At 61.2% G+C, this 26,177-nt stretch carries 19 protein-coding genes; 9 read left to right on the top strand and 10 right to left on the bottom strand.

The window, feature by feature from the left end:
- Positions 1 to 9: 9 nt before the first annotated feature.
- Complete coding sequence (locus H6F58_RS03460) at positions 10 to 3,528, bottom strand: bifunctional proline dehydrogenase/L-glutamate gamma-semialdehyde dehydrogenase (RefSeq protein ID WP_171918885.1); 3,519 nt, start codon at positions 3,526 to 3,528, stop codon at positions 10 to 12.
- 225 nt (positions 3,529 to 3,753) lie between these two features.
- Between H6F58_RS03460 and H6F58_RS03455 the strand changes: the two genes are divergently transcribed.
- The 5 genes from H6F58_RS03455 to H6F58_RS03435 all read left to right on the top strand — a co-directional run bounded on the left by H6F58_RS03455 (position 3,754) and on the right by H6F58_RS03435 (position 10,988).
- Entirely contained in the window at positions 3,754 to 4,716 is a 963-nt protein-coding gene (locus H6F58_RS03455; RefSeq protein WP_146276149.1) for a LysR family transcriptional regulator, read from the top strand.
- A 134-nt stretch (positions 4,717 to 4,850) separates the two neighbouring features.
- A complete protein-coding gene (putP, locus tag H6F58_RS03450; RefSeq protein ID WP_195181089.1) occupies positions 4,851 to 6,356 on the top strand; it encodes a sodium/proline symporter PutP in 1,506 nt (501 codons plus the stop codon).
- A gap of 163 nt (positions 6,357 to 6,519) precedes the next feature.
- On the top strand, positions 6,520 to 7,923 hold the full coding sequence (locus H6F58_RS03445; RefSeq protein WP_171918883.1) for an NAD-dependent epimerase/dehydratase family protein: 1,404 nt from the start codon (positions 6,520 to 6,522) through the stop codon (positions 7,921 to 7,923).
- A 217-nt stretch (positions 7,924 to 8,140) separates the two neighbouring features.
- Positions 8,141 to 9,766: a biotin carboxylase gene (locus H6F58_RS03440; RefSeq protein ID WP_146276155.1), complete on the top strand. Its 1,626-nt coding sequence runs from the start codon at positions 8,141 to 8,143 to the stop codon at positions 9,764 to 9,766.
- Positions 9,756 to 10,988, top strand: coding sequence for a serine hydrolase (locus H6F58_RS03435; RefSeq protein WP_146276157.1), 1,233 nt, complete (start codon positions 9,756 to 9,758; stop codon positions 10,986 to 10,988). The genes H6F58_RS03440 and H6F58_RS03435 overlap by 11 nt, the downstream gene beginning before the upstream one ends.
- A gap of 60 nt (positions 10,989 to 11,048) precedes the next feature.
- Here H6F58_RS03435 and H6F58_RS03430 read toward each other — a convergent pair whose 3' ends face one another.
- From H6F58_RS03430 to H6F58_RS03420, 3 genes are all read right to left on the bottom strand, one after another.
- The gene (locus H6F58_RS03430) at positions 11,049 to 13,790 is read right to left on the bottom strand and encodes an ornithine decarboxylase (protein ID WP_195181088.1); all 2,742 of its coding nucleotides are present in this window, start codon (positions 13,788 to 13,790) and stop codon (positions 11,049 to 11,051) included.
- A gap of 263 nt (positions 13,791 to 14,053) precedes the next feature.
- Positions 14,054 to 14,995: an Lrp/AsnC family transcriptional regulator gene (locus H6F58_RS03425; RefSeq protein WP_146276161.1), complete on the bottom strand. Its 942-nt coding sequence runs from the start codon at positions 14,993 to 14,995 to the stop codon at positions 14,054 to 14,056.
- Between the two features lie 236 nt (positions 14,996 to 15,231).
- Positions 15,232 to 16,686 carry an amidase family protein gene (locus H6F58_RS03420; protein WP_146276163.1) on the bottom strand — a complete coding sequence of 485 codons (1,455 nt, stop codon included), beginning with the start codon at positions 16,684 to 16,686 and terminating at the stop codon, positions 15,232 to 15,234.
- Positions 16,687 to 16,907: 221 nt separating this feature from the next.
- Between H6F58_RS03420 and H6F58_RS03415 the strand changes: the two genes are divergently transcribed.
- From H6F58_RS03415 to H6F58_RS03405, 3 genes are all read left to right on the top strand, one after another.
- Positions 16,908 to 17,648 carry a DUF5058 family protein gene (locus tag H6F58_RS03415; protein ID WP_146276165.1) on the top strand — a complete coding sequence of 247 codons (741 nt, stop codon included), beginning with the start codon at positions 16,908 to 16,910 and terminating at the stop codon, positions 17,646 to 17,648.
- 22 nt (positions 17,649 to 17,670) lie between these two features.
- Positions 17,671 to 18,390 (top strand): hypothetical protein, encoded by a 720-nt coding sequence (locus H6F58_RS03410; protein ID WP_060702520.1) that lies wholly within the window; start codon positions 17,671 to 17,673, stop codon positions 18,388 to 18,390.
- Between the two features lie 71 nt (positions 18,391 to 18,461).
- On the top strand, positions 18,462 to 19,628 hold the full coding sequence (locus H6F58_RS03405; protein ID WP_146278191.1) for an amidohydrolase: 1,167 nt from the start codon (positions 18,462 to 18,464) through the stop codon (positions 19,626 to 19,628).
- A gap of 22 nt (positions 19,629 to 19,650) precedes the next feature.
- Here H6F58_RS03405 and H6F58_RS03400 read toward each other — a convergent pair whose 3' ends face one another.
- The 5 genes from H6F58_RS03400 to mmsB all read right to left on the bottom strand — a co-directional run bounded on the left by H6F58_RS03400 (position 19,651) and on the right by mmsB (position 24,452).
- Positions 19,651 to 20,466 (bottom strand): HAD family hydrolase, encoded by an 816-nt coding sequence (locus tag H6F58_RS03400; RefSeq protein ID WP_146276167.1) that lies wholly within the window; start codon positions 20,464 to 20,466, stop codon positions 19,651 to 19,653.
- 7 nt (positions 20,467 to 20,473) lie between these two features.
- The gene (gene ppgK / locus H6F58_RS03395; protein WP_060702522.1) at positions 20,474 to 21,283 is read right to left on the bottom strand and encodes a polyphosphate--glucose phosphotransferase; all 810 of its coding nucleotides are present in this window, start codon (positions 21,281 to 21,283) and stop codon (positions 20,474 to 20,476) included.
- A gap of 68 nt (positions 21,284 to 21,351) precedes the next feature.
- On the bottom strand, positions 21,352 to 22,416 hold the full coding sequence (locus H6F58_RS03390; protein WP_146276169.1) for an ROK family transcriptional regulator: 1,065 nt from the start codon (positions 22,414 to 22,416) through the stop codon (positions 21,352 to 21,354).
- Between the two features lie 16 nt (positions 22,417 to 22,432).
- Positions 22,433 to 23,527: an alcohol dehydrogenase catalytic domain-containing protein gene (locus H6F58_RS03385; RefSeq protein ID WP_146276171.1), complete on the bottom strand. Its 1,095-nt coding sequence runs from the start codon at positions 23,525 to 23,527 to the stop codon at positions 22,433 to 22,435.
- A 1-nt stretch (position 23,528) separates the two neighbouring features.
- Positions 23,529 to 24,452, bottom strand: coding sequence for a 3-hydroxyisobutyrate dehydrogenase (mmsB, locus tag H6F58_RS03380; protein WP_146276172.1), 924 nt, complete (start codon positions 24,450 to 24,452; stop codon positions 23,529 to 23,531).
- Positions 24,453 to 24,591: 139 nt separating this feature from the next.
- On the opposite strand from mmsB, the gene H6F58_RS03375 reads away from it, so the two are divergent.
- The gene (locus H6F58_RS03375) at positions 24,592 to 25,515 is read left to right on the top strand and encodes a LysR family transcriptional regulator (RefSeq protein ID WP_146276173.1); all 924 of its coding nucleotides are present in this window, start codon (positions 24,592 to 24,594) and stop codon (positions 25,513 to 25,515) included.
- On the opposite strand, the gene H6F58_RS03370 is transcribed toward H6F58_RS03375, so the two are convergent.
- Positions 25,481 to 26,029: a hypothetical protein gene (locus H6F58_RS03370; protein ID WP_195181086.1), complete on the bottom strand. Its 549-nt coding sequence runs from the start codon at positions 26,027 to 26,029 to the stop codon at positions 25,481 to 25,483. The two genes, H6F58_RS03375 and H6F58_RS03370, sit on opposite strands and share 35 nt — an antisense overlap.
- Positions 26,030 to 26,177: the final 148 nt, after the last annotated feature.

Below are 26,177 nucleotides of genomic sequence, written 5' to 3'. Positions count from 1 at the left end.
AGATGGAGGCTAGACCAGTCCGTCGCTCAGGTGGTTAGGAGTACCAAAGCGGTGGGCGGTGATGGACACTGCCTGCTCGTGCAGGAACGGCAGCAACTCCACACGCCCGGCAGCGGTCACCGGCGAAGCGTAGATGGCAACATCCGGCTTGCCATCGGTGGCTTCGGCGACGGCCTTCACCGATCCGCCAATCAAGCGGATGCGAGCGGCCGAGTCCGGGCCGGTCTTCGCAGCAAGCTTGGCTGCGTGGGCTGCGAACTGGTCGGCGCTTTCGCGGACCACGGTAACCGAGTTCTCGGCCAGCAAGGTGCGAAGTTCACGTGGAAGTTCAGCATCCAGGGACAAGCGGACACGCGAACCAGCGGTCACACCGGCAGCCACCACGCGCAAGGCCTCAGCCAAGCCATGGCCACTGGTCTCCTGCTCGAAGCGGACAGTGACATCCACCGAGCAGTAGCGGAAGACGTTGCGCTCCGAGACCAGTCCCGAACGGTCCTTGGCCTGGTTGAACTCGGTGTTCCACCAGAACTTGTCGCTGCCCAGGGCCGAGGCCAGCCACTGCGCCCGCGATTCATCAAGCTGCGCTGCACCCAGCAACCGCTCGTCGAAACGAGACAGGGCTGCGGTGTCCTTGACCGGCGCATCAACCCAGCTGCCCATGCCAATCAGGTAGTTCGGGCCGCCGGCCTTGGTGCCGGCGCCAATGGCCGACTTCTTCCAGCCGCCAAATGGCTGGCGCTGAACGATCGCGCCGGTGATGCCGCGGTTGACGTAGACGTTGCCAGCCTGGATGTTATCCAGCCAGTAGGCCATTTCGCCACGGTCCAGCGAGTGCAGGCCCGAGGTCAATCCGTAGTCCACCTCGTTGACGATCTCTACTGCTTCTTCCAGCGTCGCAGCTGTCATCACGCCCAGGATCGGACCGAAGTATTCGGTCTTGTGGTACTCGCTGCCACGCTGCACGCCGTAGCGCACGCCTGGCGAGTAGAGCTTGCCCGAATCGTCGAGCTGCTTCGGCTCGATGGCCCAGCGCTCGCCCTCGCCCAGGGTGGTCAAGCCGCGCTTGAGCTTTTCGCCTGGCTCGCCAATCAATGGGCCCATCTGGGATTCGGGATTCCATGGGTAGCCGACCTTCAGCGACTTCACCGCATCGATCAGCTGGTTGTTGAAGCGGCGCGAGTCGGCCACCGTGCCCACCAGGACGACCAGCGAGGCGGCCGAGCACTTCTGGCCGGCGTGGCCGAAGGCTGACTGCACCACGTCACGGGCTGCCAGATCAAGGTCGGCGTGCGGGGTGACGATGATGGCGTTCTTGCCCGACGTCTCGGCCAGCAGCGGCAGGTCCTTGCGGAAGGAGCGGAAGAGCTCAGCGGTTTCGTAGCCACCGGTGAGGATCAACCGGTCAACACGCTCATCGGAGACCAGCTGCTGGCCCAGGGTGCGATCGCCCACGAAGACCAGCTGCAGAACATCCTTGGGAACGCCTGCATCCCAGAGGCACTGCACCATGACCGATCCGACGCGAGCAGCCTGGGTGGCCGGCTTGATGATCACGGCCGAGCCTGCGGCCAAAGCCGAGAGGGTGGAACCGGCCGGGATGGCCATCGGGAAGTTCCATGGCGGGGTGACCACGGTCAGCTTCGATGGCACGTACTTTGCGCCGTCGACCTCATCGAGCTCGCGGCCCAGCTTCGAGTAGTAGTGGGCGAAGTCGATGGCTTCTGAAATTTCCACGTCGCCCTGGTCGATGGTCTTTCCGCATTCGGAACCCAGGACTTCCAGGAGGGTGGCACGGCGTTCTTCAAAGAGCAGTCCGGCACGGTGCAGGATCTCGGCGCGCTGCGCCGAGCCCATTGCCTGCCACGCCTGGGAAGCATCCACGCCCATGGCGATGGCTTCATCCAGTTCGCCGGCGGCGTTGATGGTGTTGGCCTTCACCAGGTCCTTGCCCAGGGGCGATGCTTCCATCTTGGCCAGGATCTCGCGTCCCCAGGTGCGGTTCTGCATCAGGTCCGGGTCGGTGTCCGGGGTGTTGAAGAATTCCGTGGAGCCATCGGCGAATCCCTCAATGCGCGCCGCGAGCTCCGGATCCTGGACCTGGCGGTTCTGGATGCGGTGCGGGGCAGGGACCTTGTTGGTCAGTGCTTCGAGGGAAGCGAGGAAGCGGTTCTTCTCGCGTTCGAAGAGCTGCTCGTTCTTGGACAGCTCGAAGACAGCGGACATGAAGTTGTCCTGGCTGGCGCCTTCTTCCAGGCGGCGGATCAGGTAGGCGATAGCCACATCGAATTCCTGCGGGTGCACCACTGGGGTGTACAGCAATAGCGAGCCGACTTCGCGGCGCACTGCTTCGGCCTGGCCGGTGGCCATGCCCAGGAGCATTTCGAATTCGATGCCGCCGGTGACGTTGCGGGCCTTGGCCAGCAGCCAGGCCAGCGCCACGTCGAAGAGGTTGTGTCCGGCGACGCCGATGCGCACGTTCTTCACATGCTCGGGGCGCAGGGCATATTCCAGCACGGACTTGTAGCTGGTGTCCGAGTCCTGCTTAGTGTGCCAGGTAGCCAGCGGCCAGCCGTGGATGTCGGCTTCCATGGTCTCCATTGGCAGGTTTGCGCCCTTGACCACGCGGACCTTGATCGGCGCGCCGCCGTCGGCCACGCGGGCTGCGGTGAATTCCTGCAATTCGATCATGGCGGACAGCGCGTCAGGAAGGTAGGCCTGCAGCACAATGCCGGCCGGCAAATCCTTGAACTCGGGCTTGGAGAGGATCTGGGTGAAGACCGCAATGGTCAACTCCAGGTCCTTGTACTCTTCCATGTCCAGGTTGATGAACTTCTTCTTGGGGCTGCGTGCGGCCAGCTCGTAGAGCGGGCTGAGCTTCTCGACAATGTGCTCCACGGCTTCGTCGAATGCCCAGTGGTTGTGCGGGGCCACGGTAGAGGACACCTTGATGGAGACGTAGTCCACGTCGTCGCGGGCCAGCAGCGTGGTGGTGCCTTCCAGGCGGCGGGCGGCTTCGCCCTCGCCGAGGATGGCTTCGCCCAGGAGGTTGACGTTCAGGTTGACGCCTTCGCGCTTGATCTTCTTGATCGCGCCGCCGAGCTTCGCTTCGGAGGCATCGATGATCAGGTGGCCCACCATCTCGCGCAAGACCTTGCGCGCGATCGGGACGACAACCTGTGGCAGAACCGGTGCCATGACGCCGCCGAGGCCCACAGCCTTGCGCATGTACCACGGAAGGAAGCTTGGAACCTTCGGGGCCAGCTGCTTGAGGTTGGCAGCGGCAACGCGCAGGTCTTCGGGACGGATGACTCCGTCAACAAATCCCACGGTGAAGTCCAAGCCGTTGGGATCCTTGAGCACACCGGCCAGTCGGGCTGCCGCGGCATCAACAGGATAGCTGGACGCCTCGGTGAGCCAGCGGCGCACCAACGCGATGACATCTTCGGCGACATCTGCCGGAGAGGTAAGCGGGTTGCCCGCAGCATCAACTGCTGCCGGCACGGTGTGCTGGGTGGAGATTGAAGACACTTATTGGTCCCTTCGATGCAAAGTTGTTCAGTCTGGGTTCGGCACCGAACGCTAATGTCGTTGTGGCTTTCTGCGCGGTGATCCCCGCGGAAAAAAGCTGTGTGCAAATTCGAGTATGACCCCAACTTGCGTTAAGCAAAAGCGAACAAAACCGAAGATATTTGTTCGGGTTTGCTAATGTATTGAGACGCATCACATCCAACCCACAGGAACGGCGGAAAACCGGTGCTTGAATTGCGACGATTGCGGCTGCTCCGAGAGCTCAGCATCCGCGGAACCATTGCCGAAGTTGCCGACTCGCTGAGGTACTCACCTTCCTCGGTTTCCCAGCAGCTGAGCCAGCTGGAGGCAGAAGCCGGGGTGCCCTTGCTGCGCCGCACCGGGCGCACCCTGAAACTCACCGCCCAGGCCCAGCTGCTGGTCGCCCACACCGAAACCCTGCTCGAAGCCATGGAACAGGCCGAAGCGGATTTGGCTGGCACCATGTCCACGGTTGCCGGCACCGTGAGGCTGGCCGTCTTCCAGACCGCAATGCTCGCCCTGATGCCGCCGGTCTTGCGGGAACTGCGCGAAAAATACCCGGAACTCCGGGTGGAAATGAGCCAGCAGGAACCGGCCGACGCGCTGCAGGAAACGAGCAGCCGCAGCTTTGACCTGGTCGTTGCCGAACAATACTCCGGCCATTCGGCCCCGCACTACGCCAGCCTTGACCGCCGCATGCTCACCCACGATCCCATCCGCCTGGCCCTACCGGCGCGTGGAGCGGCAGGCAATGAGGATTTCGACCGGGTCACCCTGCTGGAACATGCCGCCACCTTGCCCTGGGTGGTGGAACCAGATGGGGCCGCCAGCCGGCATTGGGCCCTGCAGGCCTGCCGGCTGGCGGGCTTCGAACCGGACCTGCGCTACGAAACCGCCGATCTCCAGGCCCACGTGGAACTGGTCCAGACCGGAAATGCCGTGGCGATGCTCCCGGATCTGGTGCTGCGCTCGAACCACAGCGCCTTGCGCACCGTCGATTTGCCCGGCACCCCGGCGCGCACCATCTTCACCGCAATGCGGCATTCTTCGACCAAGTCACCGGGGATTCAGGCGGTGCGCAACATGCTGCACGCGCAGCCGGGAATGAGTGACGCAGACGACTCCGTAATTTTGGCTACACCCAAAGACTTCGATACGGTCGATTAGGAAAACAAACCATCCCGAAAATTTCGGCACTTGCGACAAACTGCGCAATTCGTGTCATAGTGGTGACTCGCACCACTAGAATCCGCGTCCCGGATCACCCCAGCGATCCGGGACAGCAACGGTAATGAGGAACTATGTCCGACCAGACTTTCCAGCTGATTGCGATTGCGATCTACATGGCCGCCATGCTTGGCATCGGCTATGTGGCGTATCGCCGAACCAACAATATCGACGACTACATGCTGGCCGACCGCGGCCTGAAACCCTGGGTTGCCGCGCTCTCTGCCGGCGCCTCCGACATGTCCGGCTGGCTGCTCATGGGCCTTCCCGGCGCCATCTACCTGGGCGGCCTGCACGAGGCATGGATCGCCATCGGCCTGCTCATCGGTGCTTGGCTGAACTGGAAGTATGTCGCTCCGCGACTACGTTCCTACACCGCCATCTCCGAGAACGCGATCACCATTCCCAGCTTCTTCGAGAAGCGGCTGAAGGACAATGCGCACCTGCTGCGCATCGGTTCTGCCGTGATCATTCTGGTGTTCTTCACGTTCTATGTCTCTTCGGGCATGGTGGCAGCCGGCAAGTTCTTCGACGCATCCTTCGGCTGGCCCTACCTCTCGGGCATGTTCTTCGTCGCTGTCATTACCTTGCTCTACACCCTCTTTGGCGGCTTCCTCGGCGCTTCGCTAACCGACATGGTCCAGGGTGTCCTGATGTTCCTTGCCCTGATCTCTGTCCCAATTGTTGCCGTGATCAACATGGGCAACATCGGGGATATCGGCACCAAGATCACCTCCTTGAACCCGGATGCGTTCAACCTGTTCTCGTCGTTCAATGACAACAGCGCGATCCTGGCGGCAGTCGCCATCTTCTCCACCGCCGCGTGGGGCCTGGGCTACTTCGGCCAGCCGCACATCATCGTGCGCTTCATGGCCTTGCGCACCCCAGGCGAGGCAAAAACTGCCCGCCGCATCGGCATTGGCTGGATGTTCCTGACTACCTTGGGCGCCATCCTTACCGCTTTCATTGGAGTCGCGTACTTCGCCGAGAAGCCGCTGGACAAGTCCAGCAGCGAAACCGTCTTCTTGCTGCTGAGCCAGACCTTCTTCCACCCGTTGATTGCCGGCCTGGTGCTCGCCGCTGTTTTGGCAGCGATCATGTCCACCATGTCATCGCAGCTGATCGTTTGCTCTTCGGCACTGGTAGAAGACCTGTACAACATCACCGGCCGCAAGGCTTCGCCGAAGGCACTGGTCAACCTTGGTCGCTCCGGCGTGCTGCTCGTGGCTATCATTGCCGCAGTTCTGGCCTTGGACCCCGGATCGTCCATTCTAAAGCTGGTTTCATTTGCTTGGGCAGGCTTCGGTGCCGCCTTCGGCCCGATCGTCCTGTTGTCGCTGTACTGGCGCAAGCTGACTGCTGTTGGCGGATTCGCCGGCATGGTTTCCGGTGCAGTAGTGGTCTTCATTTGGGGAAATATCAAGCCGCTGTCCTCGGCCATGTATGAAATCGTTCCTGGTTTCATCGTTGCCCTGCTGGTCGCCTGGCTGGTCTCCCGAGCCACCTTCCGGCCAAACCCGACCATCGATGCGGAATTCACCGAGATGGAAAAGGAAGTCGGTTCGAAGGTCACCGCCTAGGAATCCACTGATCAAGCTTCCCGCAGCTGCAAACCATAATGGTGAGCAGCTGCGGGAAGCTTTTTTCATACCCCGCAGGCCTTGATGTCGCACCTGCATAACCGTCCCGGGCGCAGTAGCCTTGAGCTATGCCCGATGTCCCGAGCTGGAAGGAACTTTCACGATGAGCACCCAGAATAAATTCACCCACTGGCAGCGCACCGAAACCCAGTTCCTGGCCGCAGATCCCAAAGCCGTCTACTCCATCGTCGGCAACCTGTCCCAAACCGGCCTGTGGATGAAAAGCTTCGACGGCTTTGTCGTCCATGACGACCAGCGCGGAGTTGGCACCAAGGTAGATCTCCTGCCGCCTGGCAAGCTGTTTGGCCCCCTGCACCGGAGCACCGCACCGTCCGGAAGCATCACCCGGCGCAACCATCAAACTCGAATGGTCGAGTTCACCCAGCCGCAACCGGCAGGCGAAATGTCCTTGCGCTGGCAGGTTGACGAGCATGAAAACGGCTGCCTGGTGCACTTCACCGTTCGCCTCTCCGGCCCGGGCACCGCAGCCTTCAAATTCACCGTGGCCAATGCCCTGTGCAAGGACTTCGCTGTTGCCGCAGCACGCCTGTACAAGATCGTGGCTCCGACCGCGCACCGCAAGCGCGATGCCCAGATCGTCATTTCCGGCGGCCGCGGATTCCTTGGCCGCAACCTCGCCGCCGACCTTGTATGCCGGGGATTGTCGGTGGCGGTCCTCACCCGCAAAGCCGAGACCGACTTCCCGGCCGAGCAATTCATCTGGGATGGCGTGCACCAAGGGCCATGGACCGGCGTGCTGCACAGCGATCACCCGGTTCATCTGATCAACTTGGCTGGCGAGCGTGTGGACAAGCGCAATACCCCGCAGAATATTGCGGCCCTCACCGATTCACGCGTGACCTCCACACAGACCTTGGCGCAGGCCGCAGCGGCAGCGCCAACGCTGGCCACCTGGATCCAGTCGAGCACCACTGCGATCTTTGGCGATGCCGGTGAAGCCGAGCTGACCGAGTCCAGCCCGATTCCTACCGACCACCGTGCGCTGCCGGAAATGACCGGCGTCGCCTCGGCCTGGGAGCAAGCCTTCAACGAGGCCGAGGTGAACGCCGCCCAACGCTACATCCTGCGCACCTCCCTGGTCATGCACCCGGATGCCCCCTTGCTCGGTCCGCTGAACATGCTGGTCAATACCGGCCTGGGCGGCCCCATGGGCAATGGCCAGCAGTGGTTCAGCTGGATCGGCTTGCAGGATTGGCTGCGCCTGATTCGTTGCATGCTCGGATTTGAATCGCCTCAGATTCCCGCCGGCTTGGTTCATGGAACCAGCCCTGTGCCCTTGCGCAATGCGCAGGTCATGGCTGCACTGCGTTCAGTCGCCGGCCTGCCGGGGCTGCCCACCGGCTCGGTACTGCCCAAGATCGGCGCGGCCGTCATGGGTTCCAATGCGCGCGTCGCATTGACCGGGCGAAAGGTCACCAGCGAGGTTCTGGACAAGGCGGGATTTGAATTCCAGGAAACGGATTTCACTGCCACCATCGCCGGCTAAACTATCGAAATAGTCAGTAACGTTGCCTGCTTATTGGCCCCGTGTTTTTATCTTTTTCCTAGTCATAGGTCAAAGACGAAGATCCGGGGCCAATGTTCACCGCGCGTTCACCGCAAAAGCCACTGTTGCTCACGATGGGACTTGAGCATGAAACTGTCACGCATTCTCTCGTGCCATCGCCCCTCCTTCAGACAGTTTCAAAGGACAGCAACACATCATGGCAAATATCCTTGAAGCCCACGCCCCGGCTTCTCGTTCCCGCATGCCCAAGCCAAGCGATTTGGACAAACTGCGCCATAAGGCGCGCACCGCTACAGATCATCTGAGCGCCAACGTCGCTGTTGATGCCGCCTACAATCAGGAATTGCCTGAGGAGATCTCCTCCAGGGTCCTGCCCTTTGAACGCAAGCTGAAGAACATGAGCGAAGTGCGCCATTTCTTCCGCACCAACAGAACTCCGATTTTTTTCCTCGGTGCTACCCCGGTCAATCTGCTGGGACTGGACCGCTGGGTCCGCAAGTTCAGCTACATCACCTACTACGACGGTTGGGATGGCCACCATCCCCGGGTCTTCACGCCAGCTGAGAAGCCGTACATCGAATTCCAAAGCGCTGAGGAAATCAACAACTGGCTGCTGGAAAACCCCGAAGTCCGCGAATACATCGATTCCCAGTGCACCCCCGGCGGCCCACGCCCCAAGATCGCCATGGTGTTCTTCGACGAGGACACCGAAGCGATCTGCGAAGAGCTCGGCTACGACCTGATACTGCCTTCTGCCGCCCTGCGCGAGGAACTGGATTCAAAGATTGTCACCACCAAGCTTGGCAACGCCGCAGGTGCTCCTTCGGTTCCCAACGTGCTGGGCACGGCATCCAGCTACGAAGAGCTCATGGAGTTGGCTGATGAAGCCGGACTCGGCGATGACCTGGTAGTTCAAACCCCATATGGCGACTCGGGCAAGACCACGTTCTTCATTGATTCCAAGCAGCAGTGGAAGCAGCACTCCAAGAACATCATCGGCGAAGAGCTGAAGGTCATGAAGCGGATTAACAACCAGCCGGTTGCCGTGGAAGCAGTGCTCACCGGCTGCGGCACCGTGGTGGGACCGATCCTGACCGAACTCGCCGGCTACAAGGAATTGACGCCGTACAAGGGTGGCTGGTGCGGCAACGAGATGCACCCCGACGTGCTCACCGATTCGCAGCGCTCGCGCACCATCGATCTGGTCCGCAAGGTGGGCAACGGCTTGCAAAGCGCGGGCTACCGCGGATTCTTCGAGGTTGATGTCCTCGTTGACACCGATACGGACGAGGTATACCTCGGTGAGCTGAACCCGCGAATCTCCGGTGCCAGTGCCATTACCAACGTCACTGCCGGCGCCTACGCGGACATCCCGCTGTTCCTCTTCCACCTCCTTGAATTCTTGGATCTCGAATTCGACTTGGATGTGGATGAGATCAACGCCCGCTGGGAAGAGATGAGTGGAGCAGATGTCTGGAGCCACATGATCATCAAGGAAACCGATGACATTCTCCAGTACATTACCCACGCACCGCGCACGGGAAAGTACTTCCTTGATTCACGGGGCAAGCTGCAGTTCTCTCGTTCCGCACTGGACTGGCATCAACTGCAATCGCATAAAGAAGCATTCTTCCTGCGCATTTACGGCGTAGAAGACTACCGCTGGAAAGGGGCCGACCTTGGGGTCCTGGTCACCAAGGCCAAACTTCAGTACGAAGGCAAGAAGAAAACCAAGCTCAGCATTGATGCCAAGCACTTCATTGCCTCGATCCGCTCCCAATACAAGGGCATTGACGTTCCAACGGCAGAGCATGGCAACTGAGGCCACCGATGCCGCCGCGCCGCAGTCGGCCAACACCTCTGGCAACTCCAGCACTGCGCTGAACATTGCCACCTGGCAGTACCCGCAGAACATCAAGCGCTCTTTCCAGAACATCGCCCGCATCCACCCCACCGTAAAGGTCTCCCGCGGCGACGGTCCGATTGTGAAGCTTCATTTGGCCGAAGAAAAAATGGGAAAGCTGGAAGTAGCCAAGGCCAGTATTACCGACCCGGCGCTGACCGTGCGCGGGGTGATGCATGCGACCAATACCGATGCGGTGCTCATCATGCACAACGGCAGGATCCTCTGGGAAAAGTACTACAACACCATGACCTCGCTGACCGACCATTTGCTGATGTCCGTGAGCAAAACCCTGGTCGGCACCTTGGCAGGTGCACTGATTGATGCAGGGCTGCTGGATCCCGAACAGGAAGTCACCACCTATGTTCCAGCGCTGGCCACCAGTGGCTACGCCGGAGCACGGGTGCGCGATATTTTGGATATGCGCTCGGGCATCAAATTCTCGGAAGAGTACCTGGACCCGGGCGCGGAAGTACGATTGCTCGAAGAGGCCATCGGCTGGGCACCCGCCCACGGAACTGTCGGCCCCATCGGCATGTACGAATTCTTGCGGACCTTGCAGGCCAAGTCGGCTCACGGTGGCGCTTTCGAGTATCGCTCTTGTGAAACCGATGTTCTGGGCTGGGTGCTGGAATCTGCTGGTGGCGCGCCGATGCAAGAGCTGCTTTCGGAGCGCATCTGGTCAAAAATTGGTGCACAGCAAGACCTGGTCATGGGCGTGGACCAATTCGGAACAGGAATGTTCGATGGCGGTTTTAATGCCACGCTTCGCGACCTCGCGCGCTTTGGGCATATGTACGTCAACGGCGGCAGGGCCTTGACCGGAAAACAGGTCGTTTCCGAAGACTGGCTTGCCGACACCTTCACCGCGGACCCGATGCAGATGCAGGCTTTCGTCCAATCCCCCACCGACAACATGATGCCTGGCGGCCGATATCGCAACCAGATCTGGTTTCCCAACCCTGCCACCAATGCCGCGGTGGCGTTGGGAATCCATGGCCAGATGATCTACATGGATCCGGCAACGAAGTTGGTGGCTGTGAAGCTATCGAGCTGGCCCTTGCCGCAGGATGCTTCCAAGCTCTTCCCCACCATCAGGGCTTTTGAAGCAGTCTCAAACTATTTGGCCGCCCAGCAATAACGGCTCGATCCTTAACGTGAATGGCACCCGCTTTCGCGGGTGCCATTCACGTTTTGGAGCCTACGCCGTTGAGCTGGCTGGTTTCAGCTCTTCCAGGGATTCATGGGTGAACACCTGGTACCCGAGATCCTGGTGATAGCCATGGATCTCGCGGGTATCCAGCCGGTCCATGTAATCCAGGATGTTCAAGGTGACTACCTGGCCTGGCACCAGCACCGGGAATCCTGGCGGATAGGGAGTGACAAACACAGCCGAAACGATCTGCTCCCCCGCGATAATCCTTGCGCGGATCTGTGCCGAAGACAGGAAGTGCGTCGCCGGGTCCTGATAGGTCAAGTAATAGGCTTTGCGCAGATCGCCGCTGCCGCCCCCGGTATCGAATTCCGGCGCGAAGAAACTGAAGTCCGGAAGGCAGATCTGATGCTGATCGGCCGTCTTGCCCATGGCCAGCACTCGCCCGTCAAGGCGCTTTTTCCGTTCCAGCTCCTCGGCGATTTTCACCAGGACTTCAATCAGGTGGGCCACGGCGGAACGGGTGGTTCCGATATTGGTCATCAGCAGCACCGAGGTGCGGCTGGTCTTGTTGACCTGGATGGAATGCCCGTCCATCAGGTACTGGTGCTTGAAGGTATCCCCGTCCACCCCGGTCCTGCTGATATCCAAGGTCAGTCTCGAAGGATCCACCACGAACTCGTCGTTTTGCCAGGCCTCATCCCAGGCGGCCAATCCGTCGCGGACCGGCATCGCGCTGGTAGAGCACCGATACTCGGCGGGAATCAGGTCCTTGGAATCCAAGATCCGGAAGTACTTGCCCAGCAAAGTGTTGCGGCCCATGGCCCGGCAGATGGACTGCGCCAAATCCACCTGGCGCTGCACCAGGGCATAGCCTTCCAGCTCCGCCTGGCGACGGCCGATATCCAGCGACGCCAAAATCTGGTAGTTCGGCGAGGTCGAGGTGTGGGTCATGTAGGCCTCGCGGAAGGCGTTGAGATTGCGCATCGCGAAGTCCTGGTCAAAGACGTGGATCATGGATCCCTGGCGCAGCGAGGTCAGCGTCTTGTGCGTGGATTGGGTGGAGTACACTCGCAAGCGAACCCGTTCCGGATCTGGAATCAACCGCGTGTTAAGCCATGCGTCATCATTCTCAGGCCGGTCGCTGGTGCCAGGCGCTGGCAGGTCCTTGGCTTGCCGGGCATGGCGCTGCTGGTATTCCTGCGTTTCCATCTCTTCTTCCAGCACCTTGGCAACGCTCATCGCGGTGCGCTGCCGGTACACCGGGTGGAAGCTGGCGAAGGCAAACCACGCTTCATCCCACAGGAAGACCAGATCCGGTTTGATGGCCAGGCACTCTTCCATGACCCTGCGCGGGTCGTAGATGATGCCGTCGAAGGTGCAGTTGGTCAGGGTCACCATTTTGACCTTGTGCAGCAAGCCTTCGCGCCGCAATTGCAGCAACCGGGCCTTGATGTCCCGCAGTGGAACAGCCCCGTACATGGAGTGCTCGTTCAGCGGGTAGGCCTCAAGGTAGCTCACGTGGGCACCGGCGAGCACTAGCGAATAGTGGTGGGACTTGTGGCAGTTGCGATCCACCAGGACGATATCACCCGGTGCCAGGATCGATTGGTGCACGATCTTGTTGGCTGTCGAAGTTCCGTGGGTGACGAAGTAGGTGCGGTGGCTTCCGAAAGCGCGAGCGGCCAGCTCGTGGGCCTTCTTGATTGAGCTCTGCGGATCCAGCAGGGAGTCCAGCCCGCCGGAGGTTGCCGAGGTTTCGGCCAGCAACAGGTTCTTGCCATAAAAATCCACCAGGTCCCGTGCCCACGGTGAATTTTGCACCGACCCGGCACGCGAGATGGGCATGGCGTGGAATACGCCGCCGGGCCGTTTGGCGTGCTTCTGCAGGGCGTTGAAAAACGGCGTGTGATAGCGCTCGATCACTTCGGCGATGATCGACAGGTGCAAGTCCATGCCGTCGTTGCGCGAGAAGATGCGGCGGAACCGCCCGGTGATCTCATGGGCAATGGATTCCAGCGCGACACCGGCCATCAGGTAGACCGGGATCTGCGGATGCAGCTTATCCAGGATCTCTTCCAGATCCAGCAGCCGCTGGATCTGACGAGTCGACTCGAAGTAGCCGGCGGTGCGGTTCACAATGAACTTATGCAGTGTTGACGAAAGCCTGCGCCGCGTGGCCAGTTCAAAGCGGGCTGTGAGCACCACTCCTTGAATGCTTGGATTGATCAAGACGGCGGCGAGGGCGTCTTCGACGCTGGGCGCCACGATGAAGTTGTAGTGGAATGGATCGGTGCGCTGGCGTTGTGCGGCCAGTTCCTCGGTGAACCGCGCAATCTCATCGGCTGGCCCATTATCCAGCAGCAGGATCTCGACCATCGGCACGTAGGGTTTCGTCCCGCCCGGGGTGCTGGTGCCCGGTTCGTCGGTTTCTGCCTGGATGCCTTCGTGCCCTTCAAGATCCACGTACTGCGTAATGGTCCTGAACGACTGGTTGGCTTGATAGACCAAGCGCATGGCGTCGGCGTAGTGGCCGCTGGACATGAGTCCGGATACTTCGTTGAAATAGTCCAGGCCGGGGTTTGCCCAATAAGGTTCAATGGAGGCCAACAGCCCCAGCAACCTGCCGGCTTCTAGTTCATGTTCTTTGCGGCCGGGGCCATCCTGGTGTTCAGAGGAAATCTCGCTCAGCACGTAGCCGAGGTGTTCCCACGCGTCTTTGCGTTTTCGCCATGCACTTTCTGGAGTCGCGACGGCTTGGTTCTCCCCGAAGGTCAACCTCTTGCTCACGGTTGCCGGTATTCCTTTCACCCTGCTTGGTTAACTGGTTGTTAACCTTCTGAGTGGTTTTCAGAGCACTCAATAGAGCGAGAGTATGTCACTACCCGACGGTAGCAAGACGAAAATTGGCATATTACGCAGATTGCCCGTAGCCGTCCCGAAAGTTCATCTGGCATTTACGCAGGTGGCGACCAACAGCGAAATATGACTCTCCGGCAGTTGGAATCCAGGTTAACTCCGAACCGCCTCCGGGGTTCCGTTCCGGCTTCCGGTCACTTGCTGATCAGGCGCCCGCCACGTTTTCGCGCGTCCACGACCAAAGACGTCTTGATCTGGATCATCGCCCCGGCCCATCCAATGCCGGATATGAATTCGTAGAGTTCAGCATGGTTGGCAACTGTCACGTCAACCACCAGCTGGCAGTCGCCCGCCACGGCCGCCGCATAACGCACTTCGGGGCGCGTGGCCAGATGCTGGCCCAGCCTCTCGACGTCTGAAGATGTTGTAGAAACCCATAGCATTGCTTCAACGGCAAGGCCAACCACGGCTGGCTCCACGAGGGCACGAATAGAAATTTGTCCCGTGGTCAGCAGCCAGTCGATTCGCCGCGCCACCGAGGTCTCGCTCATGGCTACTCGCCGGGCAATTGATTCAAAACTCGCCCTGCCGTCTTCTTGCAAGGCGGCGATGATCTGTTCGTCCTTCGGGTTCAGGTTCGGCTGGATCTGCCAGCTCGTCACATCCGGGCCCGTCTGAAGCGCCGCTTCTTCTGCGGGCTTCAACGAGCCCAGGCGCCATCCTCGAATGGTCTTGAAGTACTTCAATACCGGGTACACGACGATCGATGAAACGCCGGGCGTGGCAGGAAGTTCCAGGGTCAATACCTCCGTCACATCTCCGGAGTAGTGCATTTCCACTATGAGGTCTTCCCTGCCAGTGACCTGATACGCGAAGCTCGTATCCGGTCGCGACGACAGCGATGCGCTCGCAATCCGTCCTGCACCCGGAGCGCAGGCACAGGCGATGAGCAGCGAGTGCTCGCGGTGGCGGATGCCTGCCACCGTGACCACCCCATTCTCGAGCAGCCATGCACCATGGCGGGATACCGAGCGTTCGGGCAAATCCAGGGCCGAAGCAACCTTCCTCCACGTGGCCCGCCCGTCCACCTGGAGCGCAGCAATGATTCTGCGCTGAACCGTGCTGAGCTCAATCATCGCTCCAGCTCCCTCCACCATCTAGCGGCATCTTTGCCTGCGGATTGCCCACGGGGTCCGCTGGAAACAGCGCTCGCAGAATGCCCTTGTGAAACCCCCACCTGCTCAATCCTTGCACGTCTGGACCTGGTTGTGGCTGACCAGTGCACATTTCGCGCTTGCGGAACCCGCCGGCAGCAGTGGCACGTGACGGGGATGCGCACTGCCTGCACGGCCTGCCTTTCGCCAATTCTTCTTCAGAGAGTTGCCGTCTTGATTTCGCTGGCCGCTACCGACGCCGGATCGGCCACCAGGCGTGGCAGCTGATCTGCAAAGCGGGTCTGCTCTTCGTATCCGGCGGCCCAATCGAGCAGCTGGACATCGTGGTAGTGATTCGCGGCCATCTGCCATCCCACCGGAATCCCGGATTCGGTGAAACCGCCGGGCATGGATATGACCGGCAAGCCCGTGGCGGAGAGCAGGCAGGCCGAGCGCATCCAGTCCAGGTAAGTCTCGGCCGGGGTGCCAGCGATCCGCTCGGGCCAGCGCTGGGTGGCGTCAAAGGGCAGGACCTGGGCAGCCGGGGAGAGAAACAGGTCGTAGCGCGAGAAATAGTTCTGCACTGCATGCTCCAGCCGGGTGCGGGCCGCCATGGTTGAAATCATGGCCGCAGCGTCAAGCTCCAGCCCCTTCTTCACGTTCCAGAGGACTTCTGGCTTGATCAGGGATTCATGGCTGCGGACCAGGCCACCGAGATTGGTTGCGAAGTCGAAGGCGCGGACGTTGCCGAAGACTTCATCTGCATCCGAAAAATCCATGCAGGCCTCCTCGACAATGGCACCAGCCAGCTCGAACAACGACAGCTGGCGCTGCAGGACCTCGATGACTTCGCGCTCCACCGGGACACCGATTCCGAAGTCGAAGCTGTAGCCAATTCGAACCCCGCGCAAATCCGGGATCGGCGTCTTGAAATCACCTGGAGTTAGGTTGTTCGGGGTCGCTATTGCGTGGTCACCGGTGCTGGCCCGCATGAATAGCGCGATGTCCTCCACGGTGCGTGCAATGGGCCCAGAGCGCGCTAGCCACGAGTATGCATTGGATGGCGCTTCCAAGGGGATCACCCCGTATGAAGGGCGGAAGCCGATGACGTTGCAGAAACTCGCGGGAATGCGCAGCGAACCACCCATGTCCGAACCGTCACCGAGCGGCTGGATCCGGGCAGCGACCGCGGCGGCAACGCCCCCTGAGGAACCGCCCGCAGATCGATCCACGGCATAGGGATTTGTGGTGGTGCCGTAGACCTCGTTGAAGGTATGCGATCCTGCACCGAATTCCGGGACATTGCTCTTCCCGGTCCTGATCGCACCTGCGGCGGCAAGTCGGGCGATTTGCAGATCGTCGTGCTCCGGGACGTTGTCCTTCAATGCGAGCGAACCCTGCGTAGAGAGCAGGCCAGCAGTATTGAACGTGTCCTTGTGCGTCATGGGCAAACCATGCAGCACCCCCGTCGGCTCATTTCTGGCAGTGGCCTCATCCGCGGCCGCCGCAAGTGTTCGCGCACGATCAAAATCCGTGATGACCACGGCGTTGATCTGGGCATTAACTTCCCCAATCGCCTGGATATGGCTCTCCAGGGCTTCACGGGCCGAAAGTTCGCGGCTGCGGATCTTCCCCGTCAATTCAGTCGCGCTCAAATGTTGAATCTCGTTCATGGCCGTTTCCACCTAGCTGTTTCGATATTGCGATTTGTGCCACAATCATCCACTTATGCTGACCGTAAACGGAATAGATCTCGCGAAAACTTTCCAGATTGGGGTATTTGGCCAAAAATGTGGCCGATTCACACATTCCTTGCCAAAGGATCACCCCACAGGGAACCTTGATTGAAATGAGATGCGCGTCACGTCAAGCAACTAAAACCTAAGGAGTTCCGATGCATTTCCCGCTTTCAGCCGGAGATCCAGGATCAACCGACATCCTGGCTATCGCCAACAACCCTTTCCTGTGGTTCTGCGCCCTGGGCGTTTTTGCGGTGATCTTCATCCAGACCATCCTCTATGTCCGAGCCGCCAAGGCTGCAGCACCACATGTGGATATGCCGCTGCGCGAAGTCAAGGAAGCCTTCCGCGCCGGTGCCGTCGCATCGATCGGGCCTTCCCTCTCCGTGGTCCTGGTGGCTATCGCCTTGCTGGCGCTTTTCGGTACCCCAGCGGTCCTCGTGCGCATCGGGCTGATCGGTTCGGCTTCCACGGAAACGGCCAGCGCTAATCTCGCAGCCCAATCCATGGGAGCCATCCTCGGCGGGGAGAACTACACCCAGCAGGTTTTTGCGGTGGCCTTCATGGCCATGAGCCTTTCGGGCGCCATGTGGATGCTGTGCACCCTGCTGCTGACCCCGGTGCTGAAGCGCGGCGGCAAATCCTTGGCCAAGCGCAATCCGGCGGCAATGGCATTGATCCCCACGGCGGCTCTGCTTGGAGCCTTCAGCATGCTGACCATCGCTGAAATCCCCAAGTCCAGCATCCACATGATGCTGGTACTGATCTCGGCAGCTTCGATGGCCTTCTTCCTGTTCCTCGCCAAAGTGCTCCATGCCAAATGGCTCAAGGAATGGGCCTTGGGATTCGCGATCCTGATCTCCATAACCGCCGGATATCTGATGCATACCGCATAGCCGGCATGAAAGGACAGAACTCATGAGCACACCAACATTGACCAACGCCGATGCCTCGATGGCCCGTTTCGAGAGCCAGACCACGCGCTACGGATCGCTGACCATGACCGCGGGATTGATCCTCTCCCTGCTCGGCCCCATCTACCTCGTCTTCTTCTCAGGGCTCCAGATCAGTCCTTCGATGCTCTTAGTTGCCCTGGCTGCGGTCGCGGCCACCTTCGGAGTCTTCTGGATTGTCGAGCCGCTGACGTATTTCCCGATTCTCGGATCAGCGGCGATGTACCAGGCCTTCATGATCGGCAATATTTCCAATAAGCTGCTCCCGGCAGCAATCGTGGCCCAGTCCGCGATCGATGCCAAGCCCGGCACCCGCCGCGGCGACCTGGCTGCTGTCATGGCCATCGGCGGAGCAGCTACCGTCCACCTGACCAGCCTCCTGGTGTTCGTCGGAATCTTCGGATCGTGGCTCGTATCGGTCATCCCCACAGAAATGATCGAGGTTGCCCGCGTCTATATCCTTCCCTCGCTCATGGGCGCGGTGCTGGTCCAGGCGATTGTCGCCATGAAGCAGGTTCGCCCCACCATCGTGGCCATTGCGCTCTCGCTGATCATGTACTTCGTCGTAATCCCGCTTCTTCCATCCCTGGCCCTGTTCGGAACGGCACTCGTGGTGCTTTTTTCGATCATCGTTTCCTGGATCGTGCGGGACCGCAAAGCAATCCACACCCCCGCTGCCGACTAAGAGGAGTCATCGTGAATACCGAATCCCCCACTGCCTTGCAAACCGCCCTGACCGCCGAGCAGGCTGCGCACATGCATCAGATGTACCGGCATCTGCATGCCCACCCGGAATTGTCCATGCAGGAACACCAGACGGCCGCCTATATCGGCCAGCAGCTCGATGCCCTGGGCATCGAAAACTTCCTCTGCGGAGGAACCGGAGTGGTTGGCATCCAGCGCAATGGCGAAGGCCCGGTCGTCGCTTTCCGTGCCGATACCGACGGCCTGCCAATTGCCGAGGATACGGGTGCCGACTACGCCTCGACGGCTCGCGGCCAGCTGGCCGACGGCACCGATGTACCTGTGATGCATGGCTGCGGCCATGACACCCACGTCACTGCGGCCCTCACCGCGGCCGCCCGGCTTGCCGAGCAGACTGCAGCATGGGGCGGAACCATCGTCTGGATCTTCCAGCCGGGCGAGGAAACCAGCGCCGGGGCCAGGGCAATGCTCGATGACGGACTATGGGACAAGGCCCCCAAGCCATCGGTCATCCTCGGGCAACATGTTTTCCCCTTCCCCGCCGGCACCATCGGGTTGACCAGCGGCCCTGCCATGGCCATGGCCGACTCGCTCAAAGTGACCCTGCACGGCAAGCAGTCCCACGGCTCACAGCCCCAGGACTCCATCGACCCCATTGTCCAAGGTGCTTACACCATCACCCGCCTGCAGTCCCTGGTCTCGCGTGAACTGCACCCGCAGTCTCCCGCGGTGCTCACCTGCGGGTCATTCCACGCCGGGCTGAAAGAGAACATCATTCCGGACCGCGCGGAATTCACCTTGAATATCAGGACGTTCGACGAGGAAACCCGCACCCAGGTGCTGGACGGAGTCACTCGCATCGTGCAGGCAGAAGCGGCCGCTTCGGATGCCCCAGCACCTCAGATCGAAGCCCTGAATTCCTTCCCCAAGCTGCACAACAACCCCGAGCACACGCAGCGTGTCAAGCAGGCGCTCATCGGCGAACTGGGCGGCGAGCAGGTCGAGGATCTGCCCGCGGCGATGGGTTCGGAGGATTTCGGCGCGCTAGGCGACGAGATCTCGGTTCCCTACGTGTACTGGTTCTTTGGCGGGTTTCTCCCGCGGGAAGACGCTCCGCCGGTCAACCACTCGCCCTTCTTCCTGCCTGACTACGAGCTTTCCCTGGCCACCGGGGTGCGCGCCGCCTTGGCCGGGCTGGGGCACTACCTGGCTCGGTAGCCAGCCGGAAAGCCGCTGCCTGCTAAAGCTGCGTGCGCCCTTCGAGGTAGGCACGCAGAACCTGCAGGACACCGTGTTCGGTGTTCGCTGGCGCAGTGAAGTTCGCTGCTGCTGCCACCTCGGGATGGGCATTGGCCATGGCGAAGGAGTAGGTGGCTGCCTTGATCATTTCCAGATCATTGGGGTAGTCGCCAAACACCACCGTTTCGTCATCGCTGATGTCCAACTCCTTTTGCAGGGCACCCAGCGCCAGCCCCTTGTGCACCCCGTGGTTCATGGCATCCACCCAGTGGCTTCCGGAGATCACCACCTGCAGCGGCACATCGAGGGCGTCCGCCATTTCCTGGACCTTGCTGGTGCCCACGTTCACGGCCATCTTGATGATTTCGTCCTCAACGTCGTTGAGGTTCTCCACCACCTGCACCGCGCGGTAGTACGGGGCGACGGCATCGGCGAACTTCTGGTCCGGGCGCTCCACATAGGCTGTGCGGCGGCCGCACAATACAAGTCCGGCATCCAGGGCGCCCTGCTGCCGCACGGTCTCGATCACCGAGTTCACCAAAGCGCGATCAATGATGTTGGAGTAGATCTCATTCTCCCCATCCATGACCACTGTGCCGTTTTCGGCGATGATGGCGATCTCCCCGAGCTGGGCGAATTGCTCGCGCAAGGTAGCGAACTGCCGTCCAGAAGCGGGCACGAACTTGATGCCGCGCTGCGCCAGCTGGTCGATCACGCCCCAGGCTTGATCCGGGATTTGACCGTCACCGTCCAAAAAGGTGCCGTCCATGTCGACGGCAACGAGCTTGATCTGGGCGTTCGGGTCAATGGTATGCATGTGCTTCCTAAGAGCCCGGATGCATGGCGCGTTGCGCGGCGCCCAACACCCCGGCGGCGTTGTTGAATTCTGCGGGAATGAGTTTTGCCCTCACATCCAGCTTAGGCAAGAAGTGCTCGTGGTCCTCGGAGATTGCGCCGCCGATGACAATCAAGTCAGGGCTGCAGAGGAATTCCACATGGGACAGGTAGCGTTGCAGGCGCGCAATGTACTCGTCCCAGCTCAGGTTTTCTTCGCGCATGACGCGTGCAGCGGCTTTGCTTTCTGCATCGAATCCGTCGATTTCCAGGTGCCCGAATTCCACGTTGGGGAAGAGCACCCCATCGCGGAAGAAGGCCGAACCGATTCCGGTGCCCAGGGTCAGCAGCAGGGTGCTGCCCTTCAGCGGCGCACCGTCCTTGGAGCCGGCGCCTGCGTACACCTCTGCCATGCCGGCGGCGTCAGCGTCATTAAGCAGGTAGACATCGCGGTCCAGCACCTTGCTGAACATGGCGGTGGCATCCAATCCGATCCAGGCCTTGTCGATATTCGCGGCCGAATGCACTACTCCGTCGATGACGATGCCAGGCACGGCTACCCCAGCGGGGATGCCCGCCAGATCCTCGCCAGTGGCCTCTTGCAGGTCGCGGACAATCTGCGCCATGACTTCGGCGACGGCCTCTGGATGCGCGCCCTCTGGGGTGATCGCCTTGTTCAGCGTGCTTTCGACAAGTTTTCCGTCAGTTCCGACCAAGGCGTACTTGATCGATGATCCGCCCATGTCAAGGCCGATGGCAGCGAACTGCGACTTGGATGCCGGTGCGGCAGATGATGCCATCAGGATTCTCCCCAACGTTGCAAAGAAATTTTAAGGACTCTTTACGATATATAGCTTCCGGCGTTTGGTCAACGTTCCCGGTAGTTTTCCCAAAGATTTTCCAAGGCGATGTCCCGGGCTCCGGCCACCGCACCATGGGCGGCCGACTGCACGCCAAGGGACGAGGGGCGCACGGTCACTGGCACCAGCAATCTGCCATTGACCTCTTCAGCCAGCGCCGCGCATAGTTTTTCGGTCACTGCCGGGCCGGTGACAACCAGTTGCTGCGGGTCCACGAAGCCGACCAGATTGGCCACGACCTGGCCCAGCGGCCGCAAGAAGACCGGCCACGTTCGCTGGTCGGCCAGTTTCTCCCAGAGAATCCGGGTCTGGAACATTCCCAGCTCGTCCAGAACCTCGCGCAGGTTCTTCTCGCCTAGCAACTGGTTCTCCAGTTCGCCGGCCGTGCCATGGCGTCCGCGGTGAAGTTTTCCGTCGATGACCAGCCCGGCCCCCAAGCCAGCTCCGATGTACAGCATCATCAACGACCCATCGGTGCTTTCGGCCTCGGCAACGGCCATCCAGTTCACGTCGTTATCCAATACCACCGGAACGCTGGCATCAAACAGCCCGGCCAAGTTGGCACCAGAGGCAGGGAAAATCACGGTGGGAACCACGCGTTCTGCATCCTCGCGCAACACCGGTGCGGCCTGGCTGACCGCGGCGGCCAGTAACGGCGAGCGCAGCTGCTTGCGCACCCGGGCAATTTCGGTGGCCGCCATCTTCTCCACTTCCCCGGCACTGATGTGCGGGGTCAACGGGTAGAGGCGATCAACCAGGATCGTTCCCGATAGATCGGTAGCCCGAACCTGCAGGGATTCTGCTTGCAGGCACAAGGCCAGCACATGCCCGTACTCGCTGCGCAGCGCGTACCGCTCAGGGGTTCGACCGCGCTTGGTCTCCGCCGGACGGTCAATGGCGATCGCCAGCCCGTTCTCCTGCAGGCGGGAGATCGCCTGGGATGCCGTGGGCTTGGAAATTCCCAGGTCCGCGGAAATCTGGGTGCGTGTGGCCGGAGCGGCACACAGGTAGTCGAACACCCGGATATCGGTCAGAGTTGCCAGTGCCCGTGGGCCGGCGGTCGAATCAGTCACCCCTCGATTCTACTAGTCACGGCAGCAGCACCTGGCGCACCGAGCGTCCTTCGGCCAGTTCGTCCAGCGCCTCGTTGATCTGTTCCATGGGCCGGGTGCGCACCAGCTTCTGCACCGGGAGCCTGCCCGCCCGCCAGAGGCCCTCATAGTAGGGAATGTCGTTGGCCGGCAGGGCCGAACCCATATAGCTGCCGATGATGGTTCGCGCCCCTGCGGTCAGGGACAGCGGCTCGATAGCGCTCATTGCCCCGGGGGCCGGCAGCCCGACGGTCACCAGCGTTCCGCCCACGGCCGTGGCAGCCAGTGCGGTTTCAAAGGCCCGTGGGTGCCCGGCGGCTTCTATGGCAATTTCTGCGCTGCGGCCAGCCACCTCTTGCGGTGTGCAGGCCGCATCGGCGCCCAGTTCCAGGGCCACGGCCAGCTTGTCCTCATTGGCGTCAATAGCCAGGATCTTGCCGGTGGTGCGCTGCCCCACGGCCACTAATAACGCGGCCATGCCCACTCCGCCGAGCCCGACGATGGCCACATCTTCGGACCCGCTGGCACCGGCGGCATTGCGCAGGGCACCGCCACCGGTGAGCACCGCGCAGCCCAGCACAGCTGCAACTTCCGGCGGCACGTCGTTGCCGACGGCCACCAGGCTGCGCTCATCCATCACCGCATAGTTGGCGAAGGCTGAAACCCCTAAATGGTGGTGGACCGGCTGTCCGTCCATCACCAGCCGGCGAGCGCCGGTGAGCAGTGTTCCTGCCGTATTGGCTTCGGTGCCGGCGGTGCAGGGCAGCTTGCCTCCGGTGGCACAGGCAGCGCAGTTTTCGCAGCGCGGCAGGAATACCGAAATCACCTGCTGCCCCAGAGCGAGTTCCACCCCGGGCCCGACCTGTTCAATAATGCCTGCCGATTCGTGGCCCAGGACCATGGGCACCGGGCGAGACCGGTTGCCATCAATCACCGACAGGTCCGAATGGCACAGCCCCGCCGCGGTGATCCGCACCAGAACTTCGCCGGGACCCGGTTCCTGAAGCTGCACTTCGCGCAGTGTTAGCGGCCGGTGCTTGGCATAGGGTCGCTGATTCTCCTGCTGTTCAAGGACGGCAGCCTGGATCCGCATGCTAGCTGGCCTTCTCGGGGTCCCACCCACGAACCGATTCATCGGGCAACAGGTTCTTGACGATCAGCGAACAGTCCCTATCCCCCAGCCCTTGGGCGATCAGCTCATCAAAGTGATCCCTGGCCAGGGTTGCCGCGGGCAGGCGCACCCCGGTGCTTTCGCCCGCGTCCAGCGCCAGGCCCACATCCTTGCGCGCCAGATCGGTGCGGAAGGTGGCCTCGAAGTTGTTGTTGGCCGCGGCGGTATCGATGACATCCGGCACCGGGTACCAGGTCTGCTGGGCCCAGGACCGTCCCGAGGAGACCGAGGCGATCTCCCAGAACACCTTGGGATCCAATCCGAGCTTTTCGGCCAGTTGCGACCCTTCGGCACTGGCCATCAGGTCGATGAAGAGCATCATGTTGTTGCAGATCTTGGCGGCAATGCCCATGCTGGCGGCCCCGGCGACAATGGTCCGCCCGCTCATCGGGGCGATATAGCCAGTGGCTCGCTCCATGAGCTGTGCCTCCCCGCCGAGCATGAACGCCAGGGTTCCTGCCGCCGCGCCGGAAATCCCGCCGGAGACCGGTGCATCCACAAATTTCAGCCCACGCTGCGCCGAGCCTTCGTGGATGTACCGGGAGGTTTCGATGTCCACGGTGGAGGAATCGATCAGCAGCATCTGGTCCGTGGCGTGGGCCCAGATCCCTGCTTCGCCCTCATAGACCGCGCGCACATGCTGGCCCTTGGGCAGCATGGTGAAGACCGCTTCGACGCCCTCCATGGCCTCGGCGATGGATCCGGCGATCTGAACCCCGCCCTGCGCTGCCGCGGCGCAGGCTTGTTCGTTGAGGTCGAAGCCTTTCACCGTGTGCCCGGCCGACACCAGGTTGGCGGTCATTGGCCCGCCCATATTGCCCAGTCCGATCCATGCGTAGCTGCTCATCGGTTTTCCCCTCGCCATCGAGTTTTGTCTTCTCAGGCCAGCGTAGGTTCTTGGATGCAGGGCGCTCAATGGTTCGAAGCATGCCAATTGCGCAGGTGCGGTGTGCGCCAGCGCACATCGCGCATGGCAGACTGGTGCCATGGACCGCCAGATCGATTACCGCCACCTTGAATCCCTGATTGCCTTGCTCACCGTGGCCCGCTTGGGCCGGTACACCGCGGCGGCAGCGGTTCTCGGGGTGAACCACTCGACGATCTCCCGGCGCATCGACGCTTTGCAAAAGGCCATGGGCGGCCACCTCCTGGCGCATACCCCCAATGGCTGGGAGCTGACGGATTTGGGCCGCCGGGCCATGGCCAGTGCCGAAGCCATCGAGCAGGCAGTGGCCGCCATCAGCACCGAAGAGGATTCCCCCACGCTGACCGGGCATGTGCGGCTGGCAGCACCCGATGCCTTCAGCGCACATCTGGCGGCGCCCGCCTTGGCGAAGCTGCAGGCCAAGCACCCGCAACTGGTGTTCGAAATAGTCTCGGAAACCACCCGCGCCCGGCAGACGCGCACCGGCATGGATCTGGAGATTGTCATCGGGCAGCCCAGCGTGCGCAAGGCAGCTTCCACCAAGCTCATGGATTATGAATTGCGGCTGTACGCCACGGCCGAATATCTTCAAGCCCACGGAACCCCGCACCAGCTGTCGGAACTGGCAGGCCACAGCTTGAATTACTACATTGATACGGCGTTGACCGTGGACAAGCTGGACGAGGCAACCAGCCACCTGCCGCCAATGCACCGTGCGATTTCTTCGACCAGCATTGCGGTCCAGTACGCGGCAACCATGAACCATGCGGGGCTTGGGCTGCTTCCGGTCTTCCTCTCCAAGCACTATCCGAATCTGATTCCGGTCTTGCATGACCAGTTCAGCTACCTCTCCGAATATTGGCTCGTGGGCCGCGAAGAGGCGCTGCGCAGCAAGGCGGTTCAGGCAACCGTGCGGGCGCTGAATGATGCAGCAGCCAATGGGGATTGGTTCATACTCCCCTCCGGCAACCAGGTTCCCAGCTAAGCACCGCGTCACGCAGCTCGTGCACGTTGCTCGTGCTGTCCAGGCGCAGCACCGGTCGATCCAAGGTTTTCAGCCAAGCTTCGTGCCGTGCGCGGTTGCGCCCGCTGAATTCTGGATCGTCATAATTGCTGGCCCAGGCCAGGAATTCGCCAAAAGCCCCGGCATTGATCTCCTCGCCGGCTCTTCGGATGATTTCTCGCTGCTTAATACGCCGCAGGCGTTCTAGTGCACTGAGCGTCAAGAACACCACGGCATCGCATCGTTGCAGGATCTTCTCTCCCCAGCCGCTCATCGCGCCGGAAAGCACCCAGGCCGAACGCCGCGCAAAAATCTCCAGCATCAATTCCACCCTTCTGGCAGGGTTTCGCTGCTGCGTGTAGGGCGGGTCGGTAGGTACCCAGAAGTAGTCGTCCGAATCCGCATGGGGAACAGACCAGGCATCGGCGATGGAACGGCCCAGTGTGGTGGTTCCGCTCCCGCTGCCACCCACAATATACAGTCTGCACGGTTGCATGGGTACTCCTTATTTGGGTTGTGGCCCCAGGCGACGATTCTACGGCTCCTCCATCGCAGACGGAGGAGCGTACGACGCGGGGAACTGCGCACATTGCCCCTCCTCCAAAAGTAGGATTCATTTTCTTATGACACCTCGCTAAGCTCTA

It is taken from the genome of Glutamicibacter sp. FBE19 (assembly GCF_015524875.1).
In the GTDB taxonomy this organism is placed as follows: Bacteria; Actinomycetota; Actinomycetes; order Actinomycetales; family Micrococcaceae; genus Glutamicibacter; species Glutamicibacter halophytocola.
The sequence above is the reverse complement of the archived record's forward strand: the minus strand, read 5'-3'. Positions and strand labels throughout refer to the sequence as shown.